Annotated in this window: 25 protein-coding genes; 4 read left to right on the top strand and 21 right to left on the bottom strand. The window is 54.5% G+C overall.

Features of this window, described 5'->3' with window-relative positions:
- Positions 1–8 precede the first annotated feature (8 nt).
- Positions 9–605 carry an ATP-dependent Clp endopeptidase proteolytic subunit ClpP gene (clpP, locus tag KP014_RS04125; protein ID WP_025690091.1) on the top strand — a complete coding sequence of 199 codons (597 nt, stop codon included), beginning with the start codon at positions 9–11 and terminating at the stop codon, positions 603–605.
- A 74-nt stretch (positions 606–679) separates the two neighbouring features.
- On the opposite strand, the gene KP014_RS04120 is transcribed toward clpP, so the two are convergent.
- The 8 genes from KP014_RS04120 to KP014_RS04085 form a co-directional block, all read right to left on the bottom strand.
- Complete coding sequence (locus KP014_RS04120; protein ID WP_036592978.1) at positions 680–1,327, bottom strand: GDSL-type esterase/lipase family protein; 648 nt, start codon at positions 1,325–1,327, stop codon at positions 680–682.
- Between the two features lie 94 nt (positions 1,328–1,421).
- A complete protein-coding gene (locus KP014_RS04115; protein WP_036592977.1) occupies positions 1,422–2,513 on the bottom strand; it encodes a DUF3298 and DUF4163 domain-containing protein in 1,092 nt (363 codons plus the stop codon).
- 108 nt (positions 2,514–2,621) lie between these two features.
- Positions 2,622–3,377, bottom strand: coding sequence for an SIMPL domain-containing protein (locus KP014_RS04110; protein ID WP_036592976.1), 756 nt, complete (start codon positions 3,375–3,377; stop codon positions 2,622–2,624).
- A 148-nt stretch (positions 3,378–3,525) separates the two neighbouring features.
- Positions 3,526–3,795, bottom strand: coding sequence for an HPr family phosphocarrier protein (locus tag KP014_RS04105; RefSeq protein WP_025332700.1), 270 nt, complete (start codon positions 3,793–3,795; stop codon positions 3,526–3,528).
- A gap of 98 nt (positions 3,796–3,893) precedes the next feature.
- Positions 3,894–4,823: a DNA-binding protein WhiA gene (gene whiA, locus KP014_RS04100; protein ID WP_036592974.1), complete on the bottom strand. Its 930-nt coding sequence runs from the start codon at positions 4,821–4,823 to the stop codon at positions 3,894–3,896.
- Positions 4,824–4,828: 5 nt separating this feature from the next.
- Positions 4,829–5,770 carry a gluconeogenesis factor YvcK family protein gene (locus tag KP014_RS04095; RefSeq protein WP_175491869.1) on the bottom strand — a complete coding sequence of 314 codons (942 nt, stop codon included), beginning with the start codon at positions 5,768–5,770 and terminating at the stop codon, positions 4,829–4,831.
- A gap of 57 nt (positions 5,771–5,827) precedes the next feature.
- Positions 5,828–6,727 carry an RNase adapter RapZ gene (gene rapZ / locus KP014_RS04090; RefSeq protein WP_036592972.1) on the bottom strand — a complete coding sequence of 300 codons (900 nt, stop codon included), beginning with the start codon at positions 6,725–6,727 and terminating at the stop codon, positions 5,828–5,830.
- A gap of 52 nt (positions 6,728–6,779) precedes the next feature.
- The gene (locus tag KP014_RS04085) at positions 6,780–7,730 is read right to left on the bottom strand and encodes an ROK family glucokinase (RefSeq protein WP_036592971.1); all 951 of its coding nucleotides are present in this window, start codon (positions 7,728–7,730) and stop codon (positions 6,780–6,782) included.
- Positions 7,731–7,990: 260 nt separating this feature from the next.
- On the opposite strand from KP014_RS04085, the gene KP014_RS04080 reads away from it, so the two are divergent.
- The gene (locus KP014_RS04080) at positions 7,991–8,146 is read left to right on the top strand and encodes a hypothetical protein (RefSeq protein ID WP_216700452.1); all 156 of its coding nucleotides are present in this window, start codon (positions 7,991–7,993) and stop codon (positions 8,144–8,146) included.
- 29 nt (positions 8,147–8,175) lie between these two features.
- On the opposite strand, the gene KP014_RS04075 is transcribed toward KP014_RS04080, so the two are convergent.
- On the bottom strand, positions 8,176–8,358 hold the full coding sequence (locus KP014_RS04075; RefSeq protein WP_036592969.1) for a hypothetical protein: 183 nt from the start codon (positions 8,356–8,358) through the stop codon (positions 8,176–8,178).
- A gap of 135 nt (positions 8,359–8,493) precedes the next feature.
- Here KP014_RS04075 and KP014_RS04070 point away from each other — a divergent pair, with 135 nt between their 5' ends.
- Entirely contained in the window at positions 8,494–10,335 is a 1,842-nt protein-coding gene (locus KP014_RS04070) for an ABC transporter substrate-binding protein (RefSeq protein ID WP_175491860.1), read from the top strand.
- 113 nt (positions 10,336–10,448) lie between these two features.
- Here the strand turns inward: KP014_RS04070 and trxB are convergent, their stop codons facing one another.
- The 12 genes from trxB to KP014_RS04010 all read right to left on the bottom strand — a co-directional run bounded on the left by trxB (position 10,449) and on the right by KP014_RS04010 (position 22,369).
- On the bottom strand, positions 10,449–11,402 hold the full coding sequence (gene trxB, locus KP014_RS04065; RefSeq protein ID WP_036595475.1) for a thioredoxin-disulfide reductase: 954 nt from the start codon (positions 11,400–11,402) through the stop codon (positions 10,449–10,451).
- Between the two features lie 108 nt (positions 11,403–11,510).
- A complete protein-coding gene (locus KP014_RS04060) occupies positions 11,511–12,893 on the bottom strand; it encodes a tetratricopeptide repeat protein (protein ID WP_343223047.1) in 1,383 nt (460 codons plus the stop codon).
- 215 nt (positions 12,894–13,108) lie between these two features.
- On the bottom strand, positions 13,109–14,059 hold the full coding sequence (locus KP014_RS04055) for a ribose-phosphate diphosphokinase (protein ID WP_036599069.1): 951 nt from the start codon (positions 14,057–14,059) through the stop codon (positions 13,109–13,111).
- A gap of 22 nt (positions 14,060–14,081) precedes the next feature.
- Positions 14,082–14,909: a histidinol-phosphatase HisJ gene (hisJ, locus tag KP014_RS04050; protein ID WP_036599072.1), complete on the bottom strand. Its 828-nt coding sequence runs from the start codon at positions 14,907–14,909 to the stop codon at positions 14,082–14,084.
- Positions 14,910–14,927: 18 nt separating this feature from the next.
- Positions 14,928–15,653, bottom strand: coding sequence for a bifunctional phosphoribosyl-AMP cyclohydrolase/phosphoribosyl-ATP diphosphatase HisIE (gene hisIE / locus KP014_RS04045; protein ID WP_090834206.1), 726 nt, complete (start codon positions 15,651–15,653; stop codon positions 14,928–14,930).
- Positions 15,650–16,408, bottom strand: coding sequence for an imidazole glycerol phosphate synthase subunit HisF (hisF, locus tag KP014_RS04040; RefSeq protein WP_036595318.1), 759 nt, complete (start codon positions 16,406–16,408; stop codon positions 15,650–15,652). Before hisF ends, hisIE begins: the two co-directional genes overlap by 4 nt.
- A 466-nt stretch (positions 16,409–16,874) precedes the next feature.
- Complete coding sequence (gene hisA, locus KP014_RS04035) at positions 16,875–17,606, bottom strand: 1-(5-phosphoribosyl)-5-[(5-phosphoribosylamino)methylideneamino]imidazole-4-carboxamide isomerase (protein ID WP_036589537.1); 732 nt, start codon at positions 17,604–17,606, stop codon at positions 16,875–16,877.
- A gap of 110 nt (positions 17,607–17,716) precedes the next feature.
- Positions 17,717–18,334: an imidazole glycerol phosphate synthase subunit HisH gene (gene hisH / locus KP014_RS04030; protein ID WP_090834205.1), complete on the bottom strand. Its 618-nt coding sequence runs from the start codon at positions 18,332–18,334 to the stop codon at positions 17,717–17,719.
- Between the two features lie 3 nt (positions 18,335–18,337).
- Positions 18,338–18,943 (bottom strand): imidazoleglycerol-phosphate dehydratase HisB, encoded by a 606-nt coding sequence (gene hisB / locus KP014_RS04025; protein WP_036599079.1) that lies wholly within the window; start codon positions 18,941–18,943, stop codon positions 18,338–18,340.
- Positions 18,933–20,240, bottom strand: coding sequence for a histidinol dehydrogenase (gene hisD / locus KP014_RS04020; RefSeq protein ID WP_090834204.1), 1,308 nt, complete (start codon positions 20,238–20,240; stop codon positions 18,933–18,935). The genes hisB and hisD overlap by 11 nt, the downstream gene beginning before the upstream one ends.
- A gap of 202 nt (positions 20,241–20,442) precedes the next feature.
- Positions 20,443–21,078: an ATP phosphoribosyltransferase gene (gene hisG, locus KP014_RS04015; protein ID WP_036589909.1), complete on the bottom strand. Its 636-nt coding sequence runs from the start codon at positions 21,076–21,078 to the stop codon at positions 20,443–20,445.
- Positions 21,079–21,154: 76 nt separating this feature from the next.
- A complete protein-coding gene (locus KP014_RS04010; protein WP_036589910.1) occupies positions 21,155–22,369 on the bottom strand; it encodes an ATP phosphoribosyltransferase regulatory subunit in 1,215 nt (404 codons plus the stop codon).
- A gap of 345 nt (positions 22,370–22,714) precedes the next feature.
- Here KP014_RS04010 and gnd point away from each other — a divergent pair, with 345 nt between their 5' ends.
- Positions 22,715–23,614, top strand: a complete 900-nt coding sequence (gene gnd, locus KP014_RS04005) for a phosphogluconate dehydrogenase (NAD(+)-dependent, decarboxylating) (protein WP_036589911.1) — start codon at positions 22,715–22,717, stop codon at positions 23,612–23,614.
- Positions 23,615–23,742 lie beyond the last annotated feature (128 nt).

Here is a 23,742-nt window from a genome sequence, read left to right as displayed (position 1 = left end):
TTTTCCACGTGAGTTACATTCCTATGGTCGTAGAACAAAGCAGCCGAGGCGAGCGGGCTTATGACATCTATTCCCGCCTGTTAAAGGACCGCATCATTTTCCTTGGAACTGAGGTCAATGACGTGGTAGCCAATTCCATCATCGCACAAATGCTTTTCCTGGCCGCCGAGGACCCGGAAAAAGATATTTCTTTGTACATTAACAGCCCGGGCGGATCCATCACCGCTGGCATGGCGATTTTTGATACGATGCAGTACATCAAGCCGGATGTATCCACAATCTGCGTCGGACTTGCCGCTTCCATGGGCGCCTTCCTGCTTAACGCCGGAGCGAAGGGCAAACGCTATGCGCTGCCGAACAGCGAGATTATGATTCACCAACCGCTGGGTGGTGCCCAAGGGCAGGCTACGGATATTGAAATTCGTGCCCGCCGCATCCTGAAAATGCGCGACAAACTGAACCGTATTTTGGCAGAACGCACCGGTCAGCCGCTTGAGCGCATCGAGAAGGACACGGACCGCGACTACTTCATGAGTGCCGCGGATGCCGCCGAATACGGCCTCGTTGATAAAGTTATTGAAAAACCGCAGTCTGTCAGTGTGTAACATACCCGGCAAACCTTCACAAACACGCAAACACCCCTTGCCCACTAATCGTGAGCAAGGGGTGTTTTTCGTCCTTAGTAGGTCCGGAGCAGATTGCCATATCCAAGCTTGTGCAGCCGTTCGGCAATGATACGGTACCCTTTTCCGTTCGGATGAAGATTATCGATAGAGAGCAGTTGCCGCTCATGTCCCGTAAACGCTCCGTAAATATCGGCAAAGCCGCATACCCGGTTATTATACTGAGCCATTTGGCGGTTGAACTGCTGCACCCATCCCGAAGCCTCTTCCATCTGAGGATAGGGATTGTATAATCCGATAATCCGGATAATGTAAGGCTTGCCCGCTCCAGCCTTTGCCTGATAAATCTGCCCCATGATACCCGCAAAATGCTGCCGGGATTCCTTCAGGGTAGTCTGAAAAATGGAAAATGGCGGACTAGAGTGTCTAGCCACCGCTTTGGCAGCATGGATCAAATCGTTGCCGCCGATCGAAATGGTGATAATATCCGCCTCACGAAGCGATTGGCGAAACAGCGAGTTATACCGGACACGCTGCTCTAGTTCGGCTGTAGTCATGCCGTTGATCCCCAGATTCGTATAGGCGACAAAATTGCGGAGCGATACCTCTGACATCCGCCTATACACGGGAACAAAGCCGCTGCCGGGCATCGCCCCGAAGCCGGTCGTCAGCGAATCGCCGATCGCCGTATAATTATAAACCATGGCATTCCCCCCTCTCGCGCTTATAGCTCGGTCACCATTCAGCATATGAACGGCATTTCGCGCGCGCTACGGGGAAATATCCGGTATCAGAAGACTATTTTATGCCAGCGAACGGACTGCTTCCATTCGGGAGCAGTTCTTTAAAGGTGAAGGTGAACTCTGGGAAGCCCTCGGCATATGGCGTATATTCATATAATTGAAAGAAGAGCACGACCCGGCCATCTTTAAGATAGAAATATTTCTCGGTATTCAGTCCGTTAAAGCCGCCAAAATAACCTGCATCCGCCTTAAGCTGCTTGCCTACCTTCTCGTTCAGCAGTTTTTTGTAGTTCGGATTGGCTCTGAACAAATCGCCCAATAGCAGACGCTTGCCGTCCTTGAGCGAGAAAGTAAACGCCTGGCGCAGAGTCATTCCGTGGGCGCCTCCGGTATAGCCATATTGGCTCATGACCAGGCTAAGCACGCCATCCTGGTTGTAGGTCACCACGTAATTCGAGTCGAATTCGTACGGGCGGTCCTGTTCGTTTTTTTCGGCAATCGCCTGGCCTGCGTCGGCTGCAAAGCTCATAGCGGCCTTTTTTAGCGTATCATTGATGCTCTGCTGTGCAGACGCGCTCACAAGTCCTGAAATTTGCGGATAATCCAGCTTGATGGCTGCGCCGTCCGTCTCCTTGGCATATGTAACCGTCGTTAATGTCAGCGCGTTCAGCGGTCTGTTCATCACGTTCAGCCTACCGGAGGAGGCGTTAAAGTCTCCACGATAGCCCAAATAATCGCTGAGCAAACCGAATGGAACGTAGAGATGATTATTAATATTGCGGCCTTCATACTCGTTGATGAAATAACCGTTAACTGCAAGTGAAATTCCGTATTCAGAGACCATCAGCTTAGTTTGACGGACTCCCTGCCCGATCGTATAGGTATTTTCCGCCTTATTGTAAGTGATCTGCATGCCCAGTACACTCTTCAGAAATGTTATTGGAATCCATACTTTTCCCTGTTGGTGAATGCCCTGTTGCGGGGTAATGGTTCCATTCCATTTCAAGGTAATCAGAGAATAGTCAGCCTGTGACTTAACCGGCGCCGCCAAGCCCGTCCCTCCAGGAAGAAACGTCCCTCCCAGCAGCATCCCAGCAGCGATCATTCCGGCTCCCCATTTGCGTGCAAGTCTGTTCGTCTTGTTCATTGAATGTTACTTCCTTTCTGCTCTAGGAGATTAGAAAAGAGGTCTTCTCCGCCCCGATGTTTTCGGGTAAAAGCCTCTCTTTCATTCATCTTTGGGCACGCTTCCCTGCTAGTTTAATTGATACATAACGCTAAGCTGCGTCGTAATCTTTACCTCTCCCGGCTGAACCGCGGTACCGCTTGCGCTGTCGGCGACATTGGCCATCGCTCTGGCATTCTCTTCATAAAGTACAGGGCTAGCGCCTCCGTCGTTCTGGCTGACGGTCAGCACCTGTCCGAGCGTTCTCTTGGCGGCTTTGGCAATCGCGGCCGCTTTCACGTCGGCGTTGGCCATCGCCTTTTCAATGACTTGCGCTTCAAAGGCCGAGGTATCCTCCACCGCAAAACGGGCATTGCCTATATTATTGGCCCCTGCTTCAGAAGCTGCATCCAGCAGCGCTCCTACCTTGGCCAGATCGCGGTATGCGACCCGCAGAACATGATGTGCGTTATAACCTTTAACCTGCTGGCCCTCTTTCTCGTTATACGTGTAATTCGGCTGGACGTAGAACTCCGCGGTTTGGATATCCTTCTCACTGATGCCCCAGGTATTCTTCAGCAGAGCCGTCAATTTTTGAATTTTCGCTCCGTTGGTCTTCTGCGCTTCCTGGGCGGTTGACGCCGAAGCATCGACTCCGATCGACAGATAGACGATATCCGGCTTCATCGACAATTCTCCCTTTCCTACGACACTGACTATATTTTTCTGCACCTCTTCAGCGTAGGCCTTCTGGGGCTTATCCAATGAACCGCTCACCGTCATCCCTCCTACCATTAAGCTTCCCGCAACAAACACCGCCAGGGCCGGCTTAATCCATCCCTTCATTTGTTCCATCCTCCTCTATAGGTTTTGCGTGATTACCATCATATCTACTAGACGGGAGGGCCTGGCAAATGTTGCATCGGTACGCAAAATAAAAAAGCCCTTAAGGGCTTTTTTGGTCATACCATAAATAGGGCTGCTGCGGATATTGTTATTGATTCTCCAGCTCTTCTTTGCTGACAAGACTCGTCAAAGCGGTTACGGCCTGATCGGCGTCCGCGCCTTCCGCGCTGATATAAATCTCCGTGCCGGAGCTGATAGCAAGGCTCATAATCCCCATGATACTTTTGGCGTTAACTTTTTTATCGTCTTTTTCAACGAAAATCTCTGATGAGAATTTGTTCGCTTCCTGTACGAACAGTGCTGCCGGCCGAGCATGGAGCCCCGTCTTCAACCGGACGACTACCGGGTGCTTTGTCATGAAACGCTTACCCCCTAATTAAGATCTGCCCAAAAATTTCACAGTAAATTTTATCATATTATATCATTATAACCTAAACGACACTAGAAAAAAATAAATCATTCGCCGCGGAGCTTCTCCGCCAGCTCGTCGATTTTGCGGAGCCGATGGTTAACGCCGGATTTACTGACGTTTCCCTTTAGCATCTCGCCGACTTCCTTCAGATTGATATCGGGATGGGCCAGCCGGACTTCCGCTACTTCCCTCAGCTTGTCTGGCAAGTTATCCAGGCCGATTTCCTTCTCCAGAAATTTGATGTTCTCAATCTGCCGCACCGCCGCGCTGATTGTCTTGTTAAGATTGGCGGTCTCGCAGTTCACGATCCGGTTGACGGAGTTCCGCATATCCCGCATAATCCGAACATCTTCAAATTTGAACAGCGCCTGATGGGCGCCGATCAGATTCAGGAACTCGATGATCTTCTCGCCTTCCTTGATGTAAAGGATGAACCCCTTCTTGCGCTCGATGCAGCGGGCGTTAAGATGAAACTCCCCAGCCAGCTCGACCAGCGCTTTGCAGTGTTCCTCATACATCGAGGCGATCTCCAGATGGTAGGACGAACCTTCCGGGTTGTTCACCGACCCTCCCGCCATAAAGGCGCCGCGCAGGTACGCGCGTTTGCAGCAATTTTTACGGACAATGCTTTCATCAATGCCGTCCGTAAACACGAAGCCCTCCGAGACGATTTTGAGATCGTTCAGAATTTCCTCGACGCGGGCGGGGATTCTGACGATATATACGTTATTTTTCTTCAAACGCATTTTTTTACGCACGAGAAGCTCTATATGAGCGTGGTAATATTTCTTAAGCAAGGAATAAATCCGCCTTGCAATCGCGGCATTTTCCGTTGAGATGTCGAGAATGATCCTCTTGTTTGAAAGCTGCACCGATCCGTTCATCCGAATCAGCGCCGACATTTCCGCTTTCTCGCAGCAGGGGCCGCTCTCGACCATCGTCAGTTCTTTTTTAGTCAGCGCCGCAAAAGACAAGGTTCTCACCTCTTTCGTGTTATCCAATCCTGAACCAACTGATAAATATGATGGCTCAGCTTATCCGTATCATGCCGCAAATAGGTGCGGAATAAAACCAGCTTGTCGGCAATCAGCTTATAGCACTGATCTTCCATGGCTTTCCTGTCCAGCTCGACCGGACGCGCCCCTTGTTCGGCGTATTTGCGCTGCACTTCAGGCGGAATTTCACCATTATTTACGATGACATAATCGAACAGGTGCATTCCGATATGATCATACACCGCCTGCAAATGATCGCTTACCGTATAGTTGTCGGTTTCCCCCGGCTGGGTCATCACGTTGCAGATGAACATCTTGACGGCGCTGGAGGAGACAACCGCCTGCGCCAACTTCGGCACAAGCAGATTCGGCAGAATGCTGGTATACAGGCTGCCGGGACCGAGCAGTATTGCATCGGCTGACCGGATCGCCTCCAGCGCCTCAGGCAGCGGCTCGACATCGGGCGGCTCCAGAAAGACCCGCTTGATCTTGCCTCCGGCTTCCGGAATTTTGGACTCTCCGGTCACGATGCGGCCATCTGTCATTTCCGCATTCAGCACGACCGCTTCCCCGGCCGCCGGAAGCACCCTTCCCCTTACAGCGAATACCCGGCTCAGTTCACGGACGGCAGTGACGAAATCGCCCGATATATCGGTAAGCGCGGCCAAAATCAGATTGCCAAGACTGTGTCCGGCAAGACCCTCCCCGCTGCTGAAGCGATACCTCATAATGTCCGCCATCAGCGGCTCGACATCGGCCATTGCGGTCAGCACGTTACGGATATCGCCCGGCGGCGGCATCTGCAGCTCGCTGCGGAGTATGCCCGAACTTCCCCCGTCATCGGCCACCGTTACGATGGCCGTAATATCAAGCGGCTTCTCTTTCAAGCCGCGAAGCATAACGGACAGTCCGGTTCCGCCGCCCATAACGACGATCCGCGGACGCTGTCCCGATTGTACAGCCACGATTATACCCCTTCTCTCCTAATGCCGGTCGCGTTCGGCATCCCGGTGGCTGACCGATACCGTTTCCGTCTCGCTGACCCCCAGCATTTTGCCCAAGTATTCCGAGATGGCCACCGAGCGATGCTTGCCTCCCGTGCAGCCGATGCCGATAATGATCTGGGCCTTGCCTTCCTTATGGTATTGGGGAATCAGAAATTGAAGCATATCCAGCAGCTTCTTCAGAAATGCCTGCGTCTCGGGCCACTTCATTACATATTCGTAAACATCGCTATCCTGTCCCGTATGAGGCCGGAGATGATCCACATAATGCGGATTTGGCAAAAAGCGTACATCAAACACGAGGTCCGCATCAATCGGAATGCCGTATTTGAAGCCAAATGAGGTAATGTTAACGGAGAGCGTACCTTTTCCAAGATGGGAGAAGCGTGAGACGATCTTCTCCTTCAGCTGGGCCGGCTTCATATTGCTGGTGTCAATAACCTGAGTAGCCGAATTCTTGAGCTCCTCCAGCATTTTGCGTTCGAGCCGAATGCCATCGAGCGGCAGGCCCTTCGGAGCAAGCGGATGCCGCCGCCGGCTTTCCTTGTAACGCTGCACCAGCACGGAATCGGTAGCATCTAGAAACAGAATCTCGCAGCCGATCGTAAAGTGATCTTTGATAAAACTCAGCGATTCCGACAGAGCGGTAAAAAACTCGCGGCCCCGCAGGTCAATAACAAGCGCTACCTTCGCAATTTTCCCCTTGGACTGCTCGATCAGCTCCGCGAACTTAGGAATCAGGACGGGCGGTAGATTGTCGACACAGAAAAATCCGAGATCTTCGAGACTTTGAACGGCGATGGTCTTGCCCGCTCCCGACATTCCGGTAATTATGATCAGGGTGGCCGCCGCCGACGGAGTATTCTCCTCTTCGGTCATCAAGCTTCCCCCTCCCTAGAATTAGTGTATGAATAATTTCCGTTTCCATTTCTTAAGAACGCAACAAAAGGCCGGCAGCGCCGACAATGCCTGCATCGTTTCCGAGCTGTGCGGGAATGATCTTCACATCTTTTTGCAACGGTTCAGGCGTAACCTGAGCGTACACACGGCGAATTTCTTCGAACAGAATTTCACCGGCCTTGGACACGCCGCCGCCGATAATGAATACCTCAGGGTTCAGCACAGCCGCGACTGCCGCCATAGATTTGCCGAGGTAAAATGCCGCCCGGTTCACGATCCGCAGCGCCACTTCGTCTCCGGCCTTAGCCGCATCGAACACTTCCTTGGCGGCGATTTTCTCCACTGTGGCAAGCGTTGTCCGGTCGCCCCGCGCTACCGCGTCATTTGCCATACGAATGATGCCCGTTGCCGAGGAAACGGTTTCCAAACAGCCCATCTTGCCGCACCCGCATTGAATCGCTTCCAGATCGGGAACCACGCAAATATGGCCAAGCTCGCCGGCAAGACCTGAGAAACCTTGATAAACTTTGCCGTTAATAATAATGCCGCCGCCGACGCCCGTTCCCAGCGTATAGCAGACACAGTTGTCCACGCCCCGCCCGGCCCCGCTCCAAGCTTCTCCAAGCGCCGCCACATTGGCGTCGTTATCTATTTTGACCGGCTTGTTCAATCGATTCTCCAGAATGGCGCGGATCGGCACGTCTCTGAATCCAATGTTAGGCGCAAGAATAATGATGCCTTCACGAATGTTCGTGAAGCCGGCGACTCCCGCTCCAACACCGACAAGCTGGTCCCATTCATATGGTGAATCGGCCACAATCTGACGCAAGTATTTTTCGATGTTGTCAATGACAGTATCGACACCGATCTCAGTTCCAGTAGGCCCTTCATAGGTATGCAGCAAATGGCCTTCACTATTACAGATGCCCACCTTAATGGCGGTTCCGCCCAAATCCACGCCTACGTAGATATTTTCCGACATGTAACAAGCCACCTTTTCCTGTGCTAAAATAGTAAATCCCACGATACCCACTATAATAGAAGCCTTCCCTGCGGTCAAGGCAAGACGGCACACCCGGGTATGATGCGCCGCTCGAAAGTTCTTGGAGGTGTGGTGAAAAGGAAAAAGGCGACTAAGTCTGCTGTGAAATCAACCCATAAAAAAACCGCCGGGGGCGGATGGTCGGGCTGCCCCCAATTCCGGGAGACCTATGCCAGCTCTTGCTTATTCCATTTTTATATATGATTCCGACAAATCCGCTTTTGGCCTTCAAGCGCCCGGAGCGGCGCGATATTCTGCGTGAATTCCAGCGCTCCCATGTAACGGCCGCTGTCATCGCGCACGGCAAAATAACGAATATGAATGAACGGGTCCCGGATATGAATCTCAGCAGCTAGAACTGTGTAGTATGCCTTTTCCGGTCACGTTATAACGTTCTGCGAATTCTTTTTAAAGCCAAGGACCATATGTTCCCTCTCTCTCGCTGCAATTGCCTGCTCTTCTCGTTCTCGGCAGCCTGTACTCTCCACTGTCTGTCCGCCAGACATTCAAGCTCTTTCCGGTTCTTCTCCACCAGCATTTCCGCTATTGCAGGATGAATCACAATCACAATGATCCCGCCCCTTTCTTTGCCGGACCTCACATCCGGATGTTATTTTTAGTATACCTTTTCCAAAAGGGGTAAAAAGGGTATAATCCGAATTATCCGCTTCACCTTTTCTGCTGAATGAAGGAGGTTTTCCCTTTGCTGGCCGCTCTGCAATTCTTTGAGCTTCGATCGTCTTACGTCGACCGCGAACTGAATATTCCCTTTCCCGCCACGGTTCAAACGCTGACCGATATATGGCACTGCACTCCGCGCAACGTTAAAATGGTCCTGCGCAAGCTGGCCGATCTTGGATGGATTAGCTGGCAGCCCGGGCTCGGGCGGGGGAATTCCTCCATGCTCGCTTTTCTCGCCGACGCGCAGGATATACTGCTTGAAGAAGCCATAGCTCAAACGAAAAAAGGCGATGTCAAAGGAGCGCTCGAACTGATCGACCGCTTCGGCGAGTCCATGCAGGTCAAGAACGGATTCCTGGAATGGCTCTCAGGCGGAATGGGCTTTACCCGGACTTTGGGTACTGACACCGTGCTGGATACGCTTAGGTTCCCGGTGCAGCGCTCCATTGTAACGCTCGACCCCGCTTCGATCTATTTTGCTTTCGACTCGCATATTATCGGGCATATTTACGATACGCTGGTCGACTTCGATCCGATTAGCGAAACCTTTCGCCCTTCCATTGCCCATTTCTGGGAGAGCTCGCCCGACTGCAGCGAATGGATCATCCACTTGAGAAAAGGCGTCAGCTTCCATCACGGCAGGGAAGTGACGGCCCAGGATGTCATCTATACCTTCGACCGGCTGCGGCTGAATCCGGAGCGCTATGAGCAGAGCTGGATGTTTACGGGAATATCCGATATCCGCATGCTTGACCGCAAAACGGTCCACATTACGCTCACAGGACCCAATTATCTCTTTCTCCACCTTCTTTCCGTCAAAGCGTCTTCCATCCTTCCCGCAGACCTGTGCGGGGCCGATGAAGCCGCCTTTATGAAGCAGCCGGTGGGAACCGGGTCGTTCAAGCTGGTCCGGCACGATGAAAGCATCTGCGTATTGGAGGCTTTTTCATCCCATTTCCGGGGAAGGCCGCACATCGACCGGGTCGAAATCATACACCTGTCCGAGCAGGATGCGGGGATGCTGAAGGAACCGGACTGGTCCGGCGCCTCCTGCACGGAGCAGAACGTCTACAATGGATATTTGCGAAAAAGCGCCGGCCCGGATGCCGAATGGCGCGAAGTGGAGACGATTTCACCGGGCTGCAGCATGCTGGTCTTTAACCAGCGCAAGGAAGGACCCCAGAGCAGCCTCGCCTTCCGGCGGGCGCTTGATCTGATCATTGACCGCAAGCAGATGATCGCCGATCTTGGGGAGAACCGAATTTATCCGGCGCGGGGATTTCGCACTCAGCGAGGCGAAGCCGCAGACCCTGCGGCTAAAATGGAACCGTCGCCGGATGCAGCGGATATTTACCGGCAATTAGAGCAAAGCGGTTACCGGGGAGAGACTGTACTGTTGTCCACCCGCAGCAACCATGTCGCCGACGCGCAGTGGATTCAGCAGCGCTGCCGCGGTTTCGGCATCCGCATAGAAATTCAGGTGCGCAAGGCAGAGGATATGGCCGGTCCGGGCTTTTCGGCGGAGGATGATTGCCAGCTGTATGAGGTCGTTCTCGGCAACGACGAAATCCAAGATTTGGAATTATATCTGCAAAAAGGATTTTTCCCATCAGCCTTGGCGGACGGCATCCGGGAGACTGTAGAAGCTTCGGCTCGCGCAGTGATGTCCGACTCCGACCAACACAGCCGCTGGCGCAGACTCTATGAGCTGGAGGAACTGCTGCGTCAATCGTGCAGCGTTCTCTTTCTGCTGCACAAGAAGAGTAACACTCGGTTCCATTCCTCTATCCAGGGAATCAATCTGAATTCATGCGGCTGGGTCGACTTCCGCACTGTCTGGTTCCAGCCGCATTCCCTCGCGTAGGAAATGGAGAAAATATCAGCTTTGGACATAGTGTTTTTCACGCAAAAAAGCCAAGCTTCCCGTTTCAAGTGAAGCTTGGCTTTTTTAACTTTCGGATTAGCACCGCTTTAAGATTATTTATCCAGCGTCTCGCTCCAGTCGTGCACCATTGTGCCCTCAAGGTATTTCTCGGCGTCCATCGCTGCCATACAGCCCGAACCCGCTGCTGAAATAGCCTGACGATACCGGGTATCCTGAACATCGCCGCAGGCAAATACACCGGGGATGTTCGTCTCCGTTGTACCCGGACGAACGACGATATAGCCGTTCGCGTCGGTTGTGATCTGACCGCCGAGAAAAGCGGTATTCGGCGTATGGCCAATCGCCACGAAGACGCCGTCGGCTTCAATGAGTTCTTCATTACCAGTCTCGTTATTGCGGGCAAGCAGTCCCTTCATTCCGGTCTCGCCTATCACGACTTCAAGCGGAGTGCGGCCCAGCGCCCATGAAATTTTGCTATTCTCTTTCGCCCGGTCCTGCATAATCTTGGACGCCCGGAGCTCCTCGCGGCGGTGCACCAGCGTAACGTTGCTTGCGAACCGCGTCAGGAAGCCCGCTTCCTCCATCGCGGAGTCGCCGCCGCCGACGACAATGATCTTCTTCCCGCGGAAGAAGAAGCCGTCGCAGGTAGCGCAGGTGCTGACTCCGCGCCCTACATTCTCCTGCTCTCCCGGTATGCCAAGGTACTTGGCCGAAGCGCCCGTCGAGATAATAACCGATTCCGCTTCCAGTACGCCCTGCCCATCCACCTTCACTTTAAAAGGCCGCTGCGAGAAGTCGACGGACTCTACCCAAGCGCTCTTGAATTCGGCTCCGAAGCGTTCTGCCTGCTTGCGCATATTGTCCATAAGATCCGGGCCCAGAATGCCTTCCGGGAATCCGGGGAAGTTCTCCACTTCCGTCGTCGTTGTCAATTGTCCGCCCGGCTGCAATCCTTCAATCACCAGCGGATTCAAATTCGCGCGCGCTAAATAAATAGCGGCGGTCAGACCGGCGGGGCCGGTTCCGATTACAATCGATTTATACATCTTGAGTGCCCTCCTCGCAAACGGATTATTATAAAGTTTGGCTGTATGCCCAGCTTGTTATCCCTATTATGCCCAAAGGCAACGATCCCGTGGCTCCGCACGGAACTGCTAGCCGCGCGGAAGCCTCTCTTTTCCTTCGGGGCGCGGTTCCTTCTCCGCCTCCATACCGATAAGTTTCTGCAGGCGGAGAAGACCGGCTTCCTCCTGCTTTCCGTCCTGCACCGACTCGTTAAGCAGTTCCTTGAGGACCCCGGCCATCTCCTCGTCGCCGATCCAACTCAGCGCTTCGGTGACCTGCCGCTTCAAGTTTGCATCTCCGTATCGCAGAGCCCAAAAGAAGGACGAACGCAGCAGCGGATTTACTCTAACCTGCTCCACAAAGCTGCCCTTGTTGGCCTTCCACTGCTTAAGCTGCTCCTGAAAGGGGAGCTGATAATTATAGCTGACGGCCGGCAGTTCCGAACCCTCCGCCGTAGACTGATGCAGCTGGTTCAAGAAGAACCGGGGCACCGCCGACTCCGGGTCCAGCTTGGCGGCTTGCCGCCAGCAGCGCTCGGCTTCCAGCAGCAGTCCGCTGTTGCAGGCTGCGGCTGCGCAGTAATGATACAGCCCGGCGTCACCGCTGATCTCCTCGTCTTTCAGCAGACGGCGGAAATGACCATAAGCAGCTCTGTGCCGGCCCAGAATCCCCATTGTCGTCGCAAGCTTGAAGACATGCTCCCGGTGGATCGGAACGGTGACCTCCAGCATGCGCAGCAACTCATCCATCGTGCTCCGGTCCCCTTCATACTGCAGGAAAATCGCCAAATTGCAGAGTGCGTGCAAATTGCCCGGCTCCTGCTCCAGCACACGCGCAATGCATTCTTTCGCCTTGGCAAACCGGCCCATATAAAAATACGCCAAAGCCAGATTATTATGCGCCGCCAAAAAATCGGGTGTTCCCTCTGTGATCTCCTCCAAGAGACGAACCGCCTCCGGAAATTTCCCTTCTTCCAGCAGGCCGCGGGCTCGGTCATGTTCTACCGCCCCTTCCCGGCTGCGGATCCGTTTCAGCGCAACGGGACGGTCGAGCTCATAGTGCAGCAGCTCCATCAGCTCCTCCGATTCCGCGAGGAACTCCCCGGTCGCATCCTCCTCAAGATACGTCACGAGCGATCGCTCGGCCTCCTCGAAGCTTTCCATATTGGCGAAGTTATTGGCCATATAGAAATGGCATTCCGTCATGGATGGGTCAACCTGTTCCAGTACGTGGGCTAGAATGGCGTTAGACGCCTCGTAATCTCCCATCTCCGACAGTATACCCGCCATATTGCAATGATTAACCGGATTTTCCGGTTCATATTCAACCGCTTTGCGGAAATTTTTCAGTGCTTTTTCATATTGAAAGCGATCCAGCGAACGGACAGCTCTTTCAAAGAAAAAATTAGCGTTCAGAGCGACGGGGATAACATTTCCTGTCCCGCCATCGATCTCTGAAATCTTTTCTATCATGGAAGCTGGCACCTCCTTGTAAGCTCCCTAACCCTCTTTCCAACAGGAGACGCGCTTGCCCGAGCGGTTCTCCAAACTTCACGTTTGCCGCTTCCAGGTTTGGTCCCGGCTGTCTTCACACAGTATACCATAAAACCGAAAGAGGTTTTCAAGTTGAACGGGTGCCTGATTCCGTATCCTATTTCATTCTTGAGATGAAAAAAGACGGGGGAATGTTATATTCCCGCGTCTCCAAGAAGCTTGTCTATAGAACCGCCCTCAATAATAATGCTTGTGGCCCTCGCCAACATTGGAGCGACCGAGAGAACGGTGAAGCGGCCGGAATGGTCGGCAGGCAGCTCGATCGAATCGGTTACCACCACTTCCTCAATTCCGGGGTGATCCAGCCGTTCGATCGCCGGACCGGAGAACAATCCATGCGTGGCGCAGACGATGCTGTTCTTGGCCCCTCTCTCCTTCAGTCCTTCGACAACGTTGACAATGGTAGTTCCCGTATCGATCAGATCTTCGATAATGACCGGGGTCCGTCCCTCCACATCGCCAATGACGTGGGTTATGACCGATTCGTTATGGGCCGGCCGTTTCTTGATCATAATGGCAAATGGCGAATCCAGCTTGCTTGCCAGCTTCTCGGCCGTGGAAGCACGCCCGGCATCGGGCGATACAACCACCACATCGGACAAATTCTTTGCCTTCAGATAGGCGCTGATCAGGTCAAGCGCCGTCAGGTGATCCACCGGAATGTTGAAGAAGCCCTGGATCGCCGCCGCATGCAGGTCGATGGTGAGTACGCGCGTAGCGCCGGCTGTCGTCAGCACGTCGGCAACCATTTTAGCGGAGATTGGCTCTCTTGGTGCGGACTTGCGCTCTTGACGGGCATAGCCGTAGTACGGAACGATAATATTGACCGTTCGGGCCGACGCCCGTTTGGCGGCATCAATCATCACCAGCAGCTCGACGAACAGCTCATTGATGGGATGGGAGAGAGATTGCAGCAAAAAGACGTCGCAATTCCGGATGCTTTCTTCATAATGCACATAAATCTCGCCGCTCTTGAAACGGGTCAGCTTGATCTTACCCAGCTCCACGCCAAGCCTTGAGGCAATATCCGCAGCCAGCTTTGGGTTGGACGAGCCGGAAAAAATACGCAATGTATGGTGCTGCATAGCGCCCTCCTTAGTTAAATTATTATCCTTCAAAAGAGACCATTTCCCGGCGGCGGTCTTCAAACACCGCGAGTTCACGGAATCCCGTATCCCAGAGCAGCCTGCGGGCATCCGCAAGGCCTTCGCCAAGCTTCGCCGGATCATGGGCGTCCGACCCCAGCGTCAGCGGGATGCCCAGCTCAAACGCTTGCTTCAGCACATGCGGAGCCGGAAACATCTCCGCACAGGGCTTGAACAGGCCGGAGGCGTTCAGCTCCATCGCGATTCCCGCATCCGCTATTCTCCGCAGCGCGCTTAGCTCTAGTTTCTTCACTTCCGCCCTGCCTTCGGCAGTATCCGGTCCGTAGCCGAATCTTTTGATGACATCCATATGCCCTATTATATCGTATAATCCCGAAGACGCCGCCTGGATAATCGCTTTATAATAACGCCGGTAGACCGCAAGGGGATCTTTGCCCTCCCAGCCGTGAACTTGCCGGAAGTCGGTAATATCCCACTCACCAAGAAAATGCACCGAGCCGATCAGGTAATCCCAAGGGTAAGGAGCGAGCAGTTCGCGGATTTCCTCTTCATAGCCTTCAATATAATCGGCTTCAAGCCCTACCCGGATATCAATGACTCCCCGGTAACGCTCCTTCAAGGCCAGACATTCCTCCACATAGCGGGGAAGCTCCTCAAGCGGCATAGCCATCTCCGGATAATACTGCGCCGGATCGACATGAATCAGCGGCAGATGATCCGACAGACCGAGCTGCTTAAGGCCGAGTTCGATGCCCCGGCGAACGTAATCTTCGAGCTTGCCTACGGCATGTCCGCAGCGCTCGTGATGGGTATGGTAATCGATATGCATGGGAGGCTCCCTTCTGTACTAATCGCGGCGGGGCCGCTCGTGGCGCGCGCTCAACTCTTCCATAATGTCGTCGAGCGGAAGCTTGCGCTCCTGCAGCAGGACGAGCAGATGATAGATCAGATCGCTGACTTCCAGCCGGAGCTCGGCATTATCCTTGTTTTTGGCCGCGATAATCGTTTCCGCCGTCTCTTCGCCGACCTTCTTCAGGATCTTGTCAACGCCTTTGTCGAACAGATACGTGGTGTAGGCTCCTTCCGGACGCTCCGCCTCTCTCTCGGCGATAACGCGCTCCAGTTCGGCCAGCACGGCAAAACGGGCCTCGGTTGACTGACTGCCGCCGCTATGCAATTCGTCCGCCAGCGGCTTGCCAGCCGCGGCCTTGCTCCCGAGCGGAAGCTCGCGGTAGAAGCATGACACCTGGCCCGTATGGCAGGCCGGACCCTCCGGTTTGACCTTCACAAGCAGAGTGTCGCTGTCACAGTCGTAGTGAATCGAGGTAATCGCCTGTGTGTTGCCCGAAGTGCCGCCTTTATGCCACAACTCCCCCCGCGAACGGCTCCAGAACCAGGTCTGTCCGCTCTCCAGGGACAGCTTCAGCGATTCCGGGTTCATGTATGCGAACATAAGCACTTCCAGGGTAGTATCATCCTGCACAATAGCCGGCAGAAGCCCGGCCTCATTCCAGCGTATTCCTTCCAAAATTTCCTGTTGCTCAGATGTCGCCTTGTTTTGCTGTTCGTTCATCGGATCTCCACACCCTTTTGTTTTAAGTCGGCCTTTAAATCGCCGATCGCAATTTCCTTATAATGAAAAATGGTCGCTGCAAGCCCGGCATCCGCCTTGCCCGCAGTGAACACATCGTAAAAATGCTCAATCTTTCCCGCTCCGCCCGACGCGATCACCGGAATATCCACCAGATCACTGACAGCAGATGTGAGTTTTATATCAAAGCCGTCCTTGGTGCCATCGGCATCCATGCTGGTGAGCAAAATCTCGCCCGCCCCCAGCCTCTCAGCCTCCTTCACCCACTCCAGCGCCTTGATTCCGGAAGGCTTGCGTCCTCCGTGGGTGTACACTTCCCACTCGCCCCAATTTTCATTATATTTGGCATCTACCGCCACTACAATACATTGGGAACCGAACCGCCGCGCTCCTTCGAGAATGAGCTGCGGATTGTTTACAGCCGCGGTGTTAATGCCGATTTTGTCGGCTCCGGCGCGCAAGATCGTCTTCATATGCTCGGGGGCCGATATGCCTCCCCCCACCGTGAACGGGATGGAGATTTCGCCTGCGGTCCTCCGCACGACCTCGACCATGGTCGCCCGGCCTTCCACTGATGCGGAAATATCCAGGAACACCAGCTCATCCGCGCCTTCCCGGTCGTAAATCGCCGCGAGTTCCACCGGATCGCCGGCATCCCGCAGGTTTACAAAGTTAACGCCTTTTACTACCCGGCCGTCCTTAACGTCCAGGCAGGGTATGATGCGTTTGGCCAGCATGTTTATACCTCCTTGTAAAAGCGTTTTCGATCCCCCTAAATCCCCCTTAGCCAAGGGGGACCCCAAGGGCTCCGCCCTCTGGACACCCGGAAGTTTGGCGGGGGCAGGGGCGAAGGCGCTCCTTAGTTTATTTTTGTGGTGCGACCGCTTATCCCTGCGGGACCGCTTGGACTGCGGCGCTCCTGCGGTAAAGGGCAAAACCCTAAAACCTTCGCGTCCCGCGGGTTTGGCCCCTTCGGGGCGGCGGGCTTGCCCCGCCTGCGAAACAGCTAAAACCCTAAACCTTCGCGTGCCGCTGTTTTGGCCCCTTCGGGGCGGCGGGCTTGCCCCGCCTGCGAAACAGCCAAACCCTAAACCTTCGCGTGCCGCGGTTTTGGCCCCTTCGGGGCGGCGGGCTCGCCCCGCCTGCGAAACAGCTAAAATCCTAAACCTTCGCGTCCCGCGTTTCAGGCCCATCGGGCCAGGCTTACTTCAGCGCCGCCAATGCTTCGGCAAGCTTGATATTGCCGGTATACAGCGCCTTGCCAACGATGGCGCCGCCGATACCACTGTTCTTATGCGCACTGAGGCGAAACAGATCGTCCTGGATGGTAACCCCGCCGGAGGCGATAACGCTCTTGCCGCTGGCCTGCGCCATGGCGAGAATGCCCTCCACGTTCGGGCCCTGCATCATCCCGTCGCGGGAGATATCCGTATAGATAAACGTTTCCGCTCCCTTGGACGCGAGCTCCTTCGCCAAATCCGTAGCCAGCACCTCGGACGTATTGAGCCAGCCATGAGTGGCGACATAGCCATTACGCGCATCGATGCCAATCGCGACTTTATCGCCGTATTTTGCCAATACGTTTTCGGTAAATTCCCGGTCATTGATGGCAGCGGTGCCGATGATGACGCGGCTGACGCCGAGCGACAGCAGCTTCTCCACGTCCTCCAGTGTGCGCAGTCCCCCGCCTACCTGAACCGGCACGTTCACGCCAGCGGCGATGGATCCGATAATGTCAACATTGACGGGATGCCCGGCTTTCGCGCCGTCCAGATCAACAAGATGGATGAACTCTCCGCCCTGTTCTTCCCATGATTTGGCCATATCGAGCGGGCTGTCGCCGTAGACCGTTTCCTGATTATAATCGCCCTGCAGCAGCCTGACGCATTTTCCGTTCCGGATATCAATAGCCGGATACACGATAAAAGAAGACATTTGGCCGTTCCCCGCTTTCCCGTTACTAAAATCATTTATTGAGTCGCGGTCACCAGCCCTCTGAAAATGCCGATGATGTCCGCACATGTTTGCTAATAGATAACGCCCGGTTAGATTTCCAGCTTCAAAAACTGCTCAAGCAGCTTCCTTCCCAGCTCCCCGCTCTTCTCGGGATGGAACTGCATGCCGAATACATTGCCCCGCCCGACGATAGCCGTAACTGGGTGTCCGTAATCCGTCACAGCCAGCAGATCGCTCTTCTGCTCGACCAGCGCATGATAGGAGTGAACAAAATAGACATGTCCATCCTCCAGCCCCTTGAGCAGAGGGTTCTCCGGCTGAAGGTACTGCAGCTTGTTCCAGCCCATATGCGGCACTTTATAGCCTTCTCTCGGCTCGAAGCGCACCACTGTTCCCGGCAAAAGATCAAGCCCCTCATGGCTGCCGTATTCCTCGCCGCGGGTGAACAGGAGCTGCATGCCAAGGCAGATGCCAAGCAGCGGCTGCCGTCCCGCAGCAGCAACCTCTTTGACAACCTTGTCCAGTCCGCTCTGCCGCAGATGGTCCATCGCGTCTCCGAACGCGCCGACGCCGGGCAGGATGACGCGGTCCGCCGCGAGAATCTCACCGGCTTCCCCGGTCACGAGCGGCTCATGGCCCAAACGCTCAATGGCCTTGCTGACGCTGTGCAGGTTGCCGATCCCGTAATCGACGATAGCAACGGTCATGGGTTACAGCACTCCTTTCGTGGATGGAACGCCCTTCACCCGGGGATCAATCGCCGTCGCCTCATCGAGCGCACGCCCGAGCGCCTTAAATACAGCTTCGATCATGTGATGCGTATTAAAGCCGTAATGCACGATGACATGCAGAGTCAGCCGGGCTTCCAGCGCAAATTTCCATAGGAATTCATGCACCATCTCTGTCGAGAAGCTGCCGACCTGCTGTGAAGGATACTCCGCGCGATATTCAAAATGTGGACGGTTGCTGATGTCGATAATAACCTGCGCCAGCGCTTCGTCCATCGGCACAAATACGCTCGCATAGCGCTTGATGCCCTTCTTGTCGCCGAGCGCTTCGCGCAGAGCCTGACCGAGACAGATGCCGATATCCTCTACCGTGTGGTGATCGTCAATCTCGATATCGCCGCGCGCCTGGACAGACAGATCGAACTGGCCGTGCTTCGTGAACAGATCAAGCATATGGTTCAGAAAAGGGACATCGGTCTCAAGCTCCGCCTGACCGCTTCCATCTACTGTCAGCGACAGCTTAATGTCCGTTTCATTCGTTTTGCGGGAAAGACCCGCCTGCCTGGTTGGTTGCCCGTTATTCTCCATCCGCTTCTCCACCCTTCGCTTCGTTCTCCAGTCTGATTTCCACCGCTCTGGCATGAGCCTCTAACCCTTCGCGGCGAGCCAGTTCAATGATCGTCTTGCCGTCGCGCAGGAGCGCCTCTTTGCTATAATAAATCAGGCTCGATTTCTTAATGAAATCGTCCACATCCACCGGCGACGAGAACCGCGCCGTTCCGTTCGTCGGAATAATATGGTTCGGGCCGGCAAAATAATCGCCTACCGGCTCCGAGCTGTACGGCCCGAGGAAAATCGCCCCGGCGTTCCGGACCGCCCCGGTTAGCGCCATCGGGTCCTGCGTCACGATTTCCAGATGCTCCGGCGCCAGCCGGTTGACTACGGAAATTCCTTCTTCCAGCGTCTCTACTACGATAATGGCGCCGTAATTGTCCACGGAAGCACGGGCGATTGCCTCACGCGGCAACACCCGAAGCTGCCGCTCCACCTCGGCGGCGACCGCCTCGGCCAGCGCCTGTGAAGGCGTCACAAGAATCGCCGAAGCCATCTCGTCATGCTCCGCCTGCGACAGCAGATCGGCAGCGATATAAGCCGGTTCGGCGGTGTCATCCGCCAGCACAACAATCTCGCTCGGTCCGGCGATGCTGTCGATGTCTACGGCGCCGTACACCTCGCGCTTGGCCAGCGCGACGTAAATATTACCCGGCCCGCAGATTTTATCGACCGGCGCGATAGACTCCGTGCCAAAGGCCAGCGCGGCGACGGCCTGAGCGCCGCCGACACGGTAGATCTCATTAACGCCGGCCTCGGCTGCGGCGACCAGAATGTAAGGATCAATGCCTTCCTTTCCGCCTGTTGCCGGCGGCGTTACCATCACGATCTCGGGAACGCCTGCGATCTGGGCGGGAATCACATTCATCAGCACGGAAGAAGGATAGGATGCCTTGCCTCCGGGAACGTATACGCCCACGCGCTGCAGCGGCCGGATGATCTGTCCCAGAATCGTGCCGTCGGGCTGCAGATCCATCCAGGAGTTGCGCTTCTGTCTGGCATGGAAGGCACGGATGTTATCCGCTGCGGCCCGGATCGCCGAGACAAAAGAGTCTTCAACATGCTTGTAAGCGGCCTGAAGCTCTTCCTGGGTTACCCGCACATTGTCACGGCTGAGCCGGGCTCCATCGAATTTTTCCGTATAGCGGAAAAGGGCGGCGTCGCCCTCCTGTTTGATGTCGGCCACAATTTGCTTAACGGCCTTATTTTGCTCAGGGGTACCGTAATCGACATCCCGCTGCAGCTTGAAATCCCTGCTGGATTGCACCTTCACTGGTTTTCCTCCTTATATATCGCCGGATTGCCCTCCTATGGACCACCCGCTTTACGCCTCTCGTTTCTTCGGTTCTTCTCAAAAAATTGCTAGGGTAAGGCCGCCTGACGGCCGCCGCTTATTGCGCATCTGATGGTGACCCGGCTTCCAAGCTGTCATTGTGTCCATGGTGTACACCGGAGCAGCATACGCATTAACGCAATTACCTGGACGGCTGAGCGATAACGCCCTGCAGCCGGTCGCACAACTGCTGGATTTCCGCATTCTTCATCCGATAGCTGACCCGATTGGCCACCAGCCGGCTGGTAATCCCGAAAATGCTCTGAAACTCAACCAGTCCGTTGTCGCGCAGGGTCTGTCCCGTTTCCACCATATCGACGATCCTTTCAGCAAGCCCGATGAGCGGCGCCAGCTCTATGGAGCCGTTCAGCTTGATGACTTCTACCTGCTGGCCCTGCTCCCGGAAATACCGGGAAGCAACATTCGGGTACTTGGTCGCCACGCGCTGGTGAATACCCGGCTCCCAGTTCGGCAATCCAATGATCGACATCCGGCAGCGGGCGATGCCAAGATCCAGCAGCTCGTACACATCCCGGTTCTCCTCCAGCAGAACATCCTTGCCGACGATGCCGATATCCGCCGCTCCGTATTCCACGTAGGTGGGCACATCCACCGGCTTCGCCAAAATAAACTCCATTCCCGCTTCAGGCAACGGAATGACCAGCTTGCGCGAAGCCTCGCCTTCCGGAGGAATCGGCAGTCCCGCAGCACGGAACAGCTCCGCGGCCTTGTTATAAATGCGGCCCTTCGGCATAGCCACTTTAAGTATCTCCGCCATTTGCTTATGTCCGCCTTTCTGTTCCTATAATTATTGTTCTTTAATATATATCCGTTACGCTTATGTGCCGCTGTCTTCAGCTGCGCTCTCTGACAAATGAAACAAATGTGTAAATCTCTCCATACCGCTTGCCGCCATCCGTACCTGCATCAGCCTCAGCTTCGACTGTCGTTAGATCTCCGGGCTCCGATACCAGCCGCGTTACCACGACATGGCCTTCGGCCCGCAGCCGCGTCGACTCCTCTAGTCCTTCCCTGCGCCGCAATGCATCATATTGAACGAGGGTGGGCAGCTCTTGTCTTTCCTCCGCTCCCCGAACGCCGTCGAGGATGCGATTCGTCTTCAGCGAGAAGCCCGTTGAAGGAACCGACCGTCCGAACTGCTGCAGCAGATTGTCATAACGTCCGCCGCTGCAAACCGGGAACCCGAGTTCCGCTGCATAGCCTTCGAACGTCATGCCCGTATAATAGGTGAAATCTCCGACCATGGTCAGATCGATCAGCACATGCTGGGATACTTCATAAGCCTCCAGCACCTCCCATACCTTGCACAGATGCTCAATCGAGGCGCGGGCGAGCGGATGCCGGCTAAGCTCCAGCGCCTGACCGCAGATTTCCTTGCCGCCGCGCAGCCGCAGCAGCCCGTCCATCTCTTCTTTTTGCTCTTCCGTCAGGTTCAGCCGGTCGAGTGCGTCACGGAAAGCGACATAATCGCGGTCCAGCAGATGATTCTTAAGCTCTTCCTGCACCTCCGGTAGTCCCGGCGCCACTTCCTGGAACAGACCGTTCAGGAAGCCGACATGGCCCATGGCGATCTTGAACGTTTCCACTCCCGCCGCCTGCAGCGAAGCAATGGCCAGAGCCACAACCTCCGCATCGGCTTCCGGAGAATCGTCACCCACCAGTTCGACACCAGTCTGATAAAATTCAGCCTCGCGTCCGGCCTCCTCCTCAATCGCCCGAAATACATTGGCATGATAGGACAAACGCAGCGGCAGCGGCTCATCCTTAAGCAGCGAAGAGACAACGCGGGCCACCGGAGCCGTCATCTCCGAACGCAGCACCAGCGCCTGGCCGCGGTTGTTCAGCAGCTTATACAGCTTTTGGTCCGACGTCGAACTTGCAACCCCTACTGTGTCGTAATATTCCAGCGTCGGCGTCATAATCTGGCGATAGCCCCATTGGTTCATGCAATTCAGTACATCATTCTCAATTTTGCGCAGTTTGCTCACGGCATGCGGGAGATAATCCCGAAAGCCAATGGGCTTCTCAAAGCCCTTCGGTTTGGACATATTGAAATTCACCTCATCGGTTAGTAGAAAGTCAAAACTATAGATATTGCGTAAAAGACGCCCCTTATACTTTATCATGGTAAAGTGGTAGTAAAGTAAAGCATTTCTGATATCGTACCATGACATGTTATTTTTCGTCAATTACAGCCTTTAAATCGACTCTTGTGCCCTTATTATAGTTTCCATTATATCTTTTTTTCGATCGGCCTACCTATTTAAAAAAAGAGAATCAGTAATCGCTTACAAATTTCTCTTTACAAATTTTTGCCCCGGGCGTATTATACAGACAGAAGTTGTATACAGGTATACTTGCATTAATGAAAACGGTTAAAGGGGTGATTCGAGATGAAATTGGGTCTGATTGGACTCGGCAAGATGGGCTATAATCTGACTTTGAATTTGCTGAATCATGAGCATGAGGTTATCGTAAGCGATCTCAATCCGGAGCCTGTCCGCCAGCTTGAAGGGCTTGGAGCCATCGCGGCCCCCAGCATAGCGGAATTAACTGCACAGCTTCCTCGCCCGCGCATCATATGGGTAATGGTTCCCGCAGGGGCGCCTGTCGACAGCGTTGTGAATACTCTTTCCGGTCTGCTGGATGAAGGCGACATTGTCATCGAAGGAGGCAACTCCCATTACAAGGATTCCATTGCCAGAGCGGAGAAGCTGAGCGAGTCCGGCATTCATTTTTTCGATGCAGGCACTTCAGGCGGAACCGAAGGCGCGGCTCAGGGCGCTTGCTTTATGATAGGAGGTAATCCTGAGATATTTGGCACTATCGAACCGCTGTTCCGCGATCTTGCGGTAGAGTATGGATATTTGTACGCCGGTCCCAGCGGCAGCGGCCACTTTTTAAAAATGATCCATAACGGCATTGAGTACGGGATGATGCAGGCGATTGCCGAAGGCTTTGAGCTTCTGGAGAAGAGCCCCTTCGATTTTAACTATGAGGATGTTGCCCGGGTATGGTCGAACGGTTCCGTCATTCGGGGCTGGCTGATGGAGCTTACCGAAAGCGCTTTTTCCAAAGATCCGAAGCTTTCCGGCATTCGCGGAGTCATGCAGAGCTCCGGGGAGGGCAAATGGACGGTGCAGACGGCGCTTGACCTTGAGGCCAGCACGCCGGTAATCGCGCTTTCCCTGCTGATGCGCTACCGGTCACTTGAGGAGAATACGTTCCACGGCAAAGTAGTCGCCGCTCTGCGCAATGAATTTGGCGGCCATGCCGTTGTAAAAGAAGAGTAACGTTCTCCCTGCGGCTGAAGCCTAACCCATGTACCGCATTTCATACATAGAACCCGGATGCGCATGTGTGCTAAAATCGTAAATAACGAATGTTCGCATACAGCAAAATCGTCCGCAGAGGAGTCGTG

Source organism: Paenibacillus sophorae (assembly GCF_018966525.1).
GTDB classification, from domain to species: Bacteria; Bacillota; Bacilli; order Paenibacillales; family Paenibacillaceae; genus Paenibacillus_AQ; species Paenibacillus_AQ sophorae.
Note: the sequence above shows the minus strand (reverse complement) of the source record. Positions and strands in the feature narration are given on the sequence as shown.

Bases quoted from the DNA above. Each gene is read 5' to 3' on its own strand.
- hisA (WP_036589537.1), bottom strand. From the start codon at position 17,606: ATGTCTTCTTTTATCGTGTATCCGGCTATTGATATCCGGAACGGAAAA.
- KP014_RS04010 (WP_036589910.1), bottom strand. From the start codon at position 22,369: ATGTCCAAACCGAAGGGCTTTGAGAAGCCCATTGGCTTTCGGGATTAT.
- hisG (WP_036589909.1), bottom strand. From the start codon at position 21,078: ATGGCGGAGATACTTAAAGTGGCTATGCCGAAGGGCCGCATTTATAAC.
- trxB (WP_036595475.1), bottom strand. From the start codon at position 11,402: ATGTATAAATCGATTGTAATCGGAACCGGCCCCGCCGGTCTGACCGCC.
- KP014_RS04105 (WP_025332700.1), bottom strand. From the start codon at position 3,795: ATGACAAAGCACCCGGTAGTCGTCCGGTTGAAGACGGGGCTCCATGCT.
- gnd (WP_036589911.1), top strand. From the start codon at position 22,715: ATGAAATTGGGTCTGATTGGACTCGGCAAGATGGGCTATAATCTGACT.
- hisH (WP_090834205.1), bottom strand. From the start codon at position 18,334: ATGACCGTTGCTATCGTCGATTACGGGATCGGCAACCTGCACAGCGTC.
- KP014_RS04085 (WP_036592971.1), bottom strand. From the start codon at position 7,730: ATGTCGGAAAATATCTACGTAGGCGTGGATTTGGGCGGAACCGCCATT.
- rapZ (WP_036592972.1), bottom strand. From the start codon at position 6,727: ATGACCGAAGAGGAGAATACTCCGTCGGCGGCGGCCACCCTGATCATA.
- KP014_RS04060 (WP_343223047.1), bottom strand. From the start codon at position 12,893: ATGATAGAAAAGATTTCAGAGATCGATGGCGGGACAGGAAATGTTATC.
- hisB (WP_036599079.1), bottom strand. From the start codon at position 18,943: ATGGAGAATAACGGGCAACCAACCAGGCAGGCGGGTCTTTCCCGCAAA.
- KP014_RS04080 (WP_216700452.1), top strand. From the start codon at position 7,991: ATGATTCCGACAAATCCGCTTTTGGCCTTCAAGCGCCCGGAGCGGCGC.
- KP014_RS04115 (WP_036592977.1), bottom strand. From the start codon at position 2,513: ATGAACAAGACGAACAGACTTGCACGCAAATGGGGAGCCGGAATGATC.
- KP014_RS04055 (WP_036599069.1), bottom strand. From the start codon at position 14,059: ATGCAGCACCATACATTGCGTATTTTTTCCGGCTCGTCCAACCCAAAG.
- hisJ (WP_036599072.1), bottom strand. From the start codon at position 14,909: ATGCATATCGATTACCATACCCATCACGAGCGCTGCGGACATGCCGTA.
- KP014_RS04095 (WP_175491869.1), bottom strand. From the start codon at position 5,770: ATGGGCGGCGGAACCGGACTGTCCGTTATGCTTCGCGGCTTGAAAGAG.
- KP014_RS04110 (WP_036592976.1), bottom strand. From the start codon at position 3,377: ATGAAGGGATGGATTAAGCCGGCCCTGGCGGTGTTTGTTGCGGGAAGC.
- hisF (WP_036595318.1), bottom strand. From the start codon at position 16,408: ATGCTGGCCAAACGCATCATACCCTGCCTGGACGTTAAGGACGGCCGG.
- KP014_RS04120 (WP_036592978.1), bottom strand. From the start codon at position 1,327: ATGGTTTATAATTATACGGCGATCGGCGATTCGCTGACGACCGGCTTC.
- hisIE (WP_090834206.1), bottom strand. From the start codon at position 15,653: ATGAACGAACAGCAAAACAAGGCGACATCTGAGCAACAGGAAATTTTG.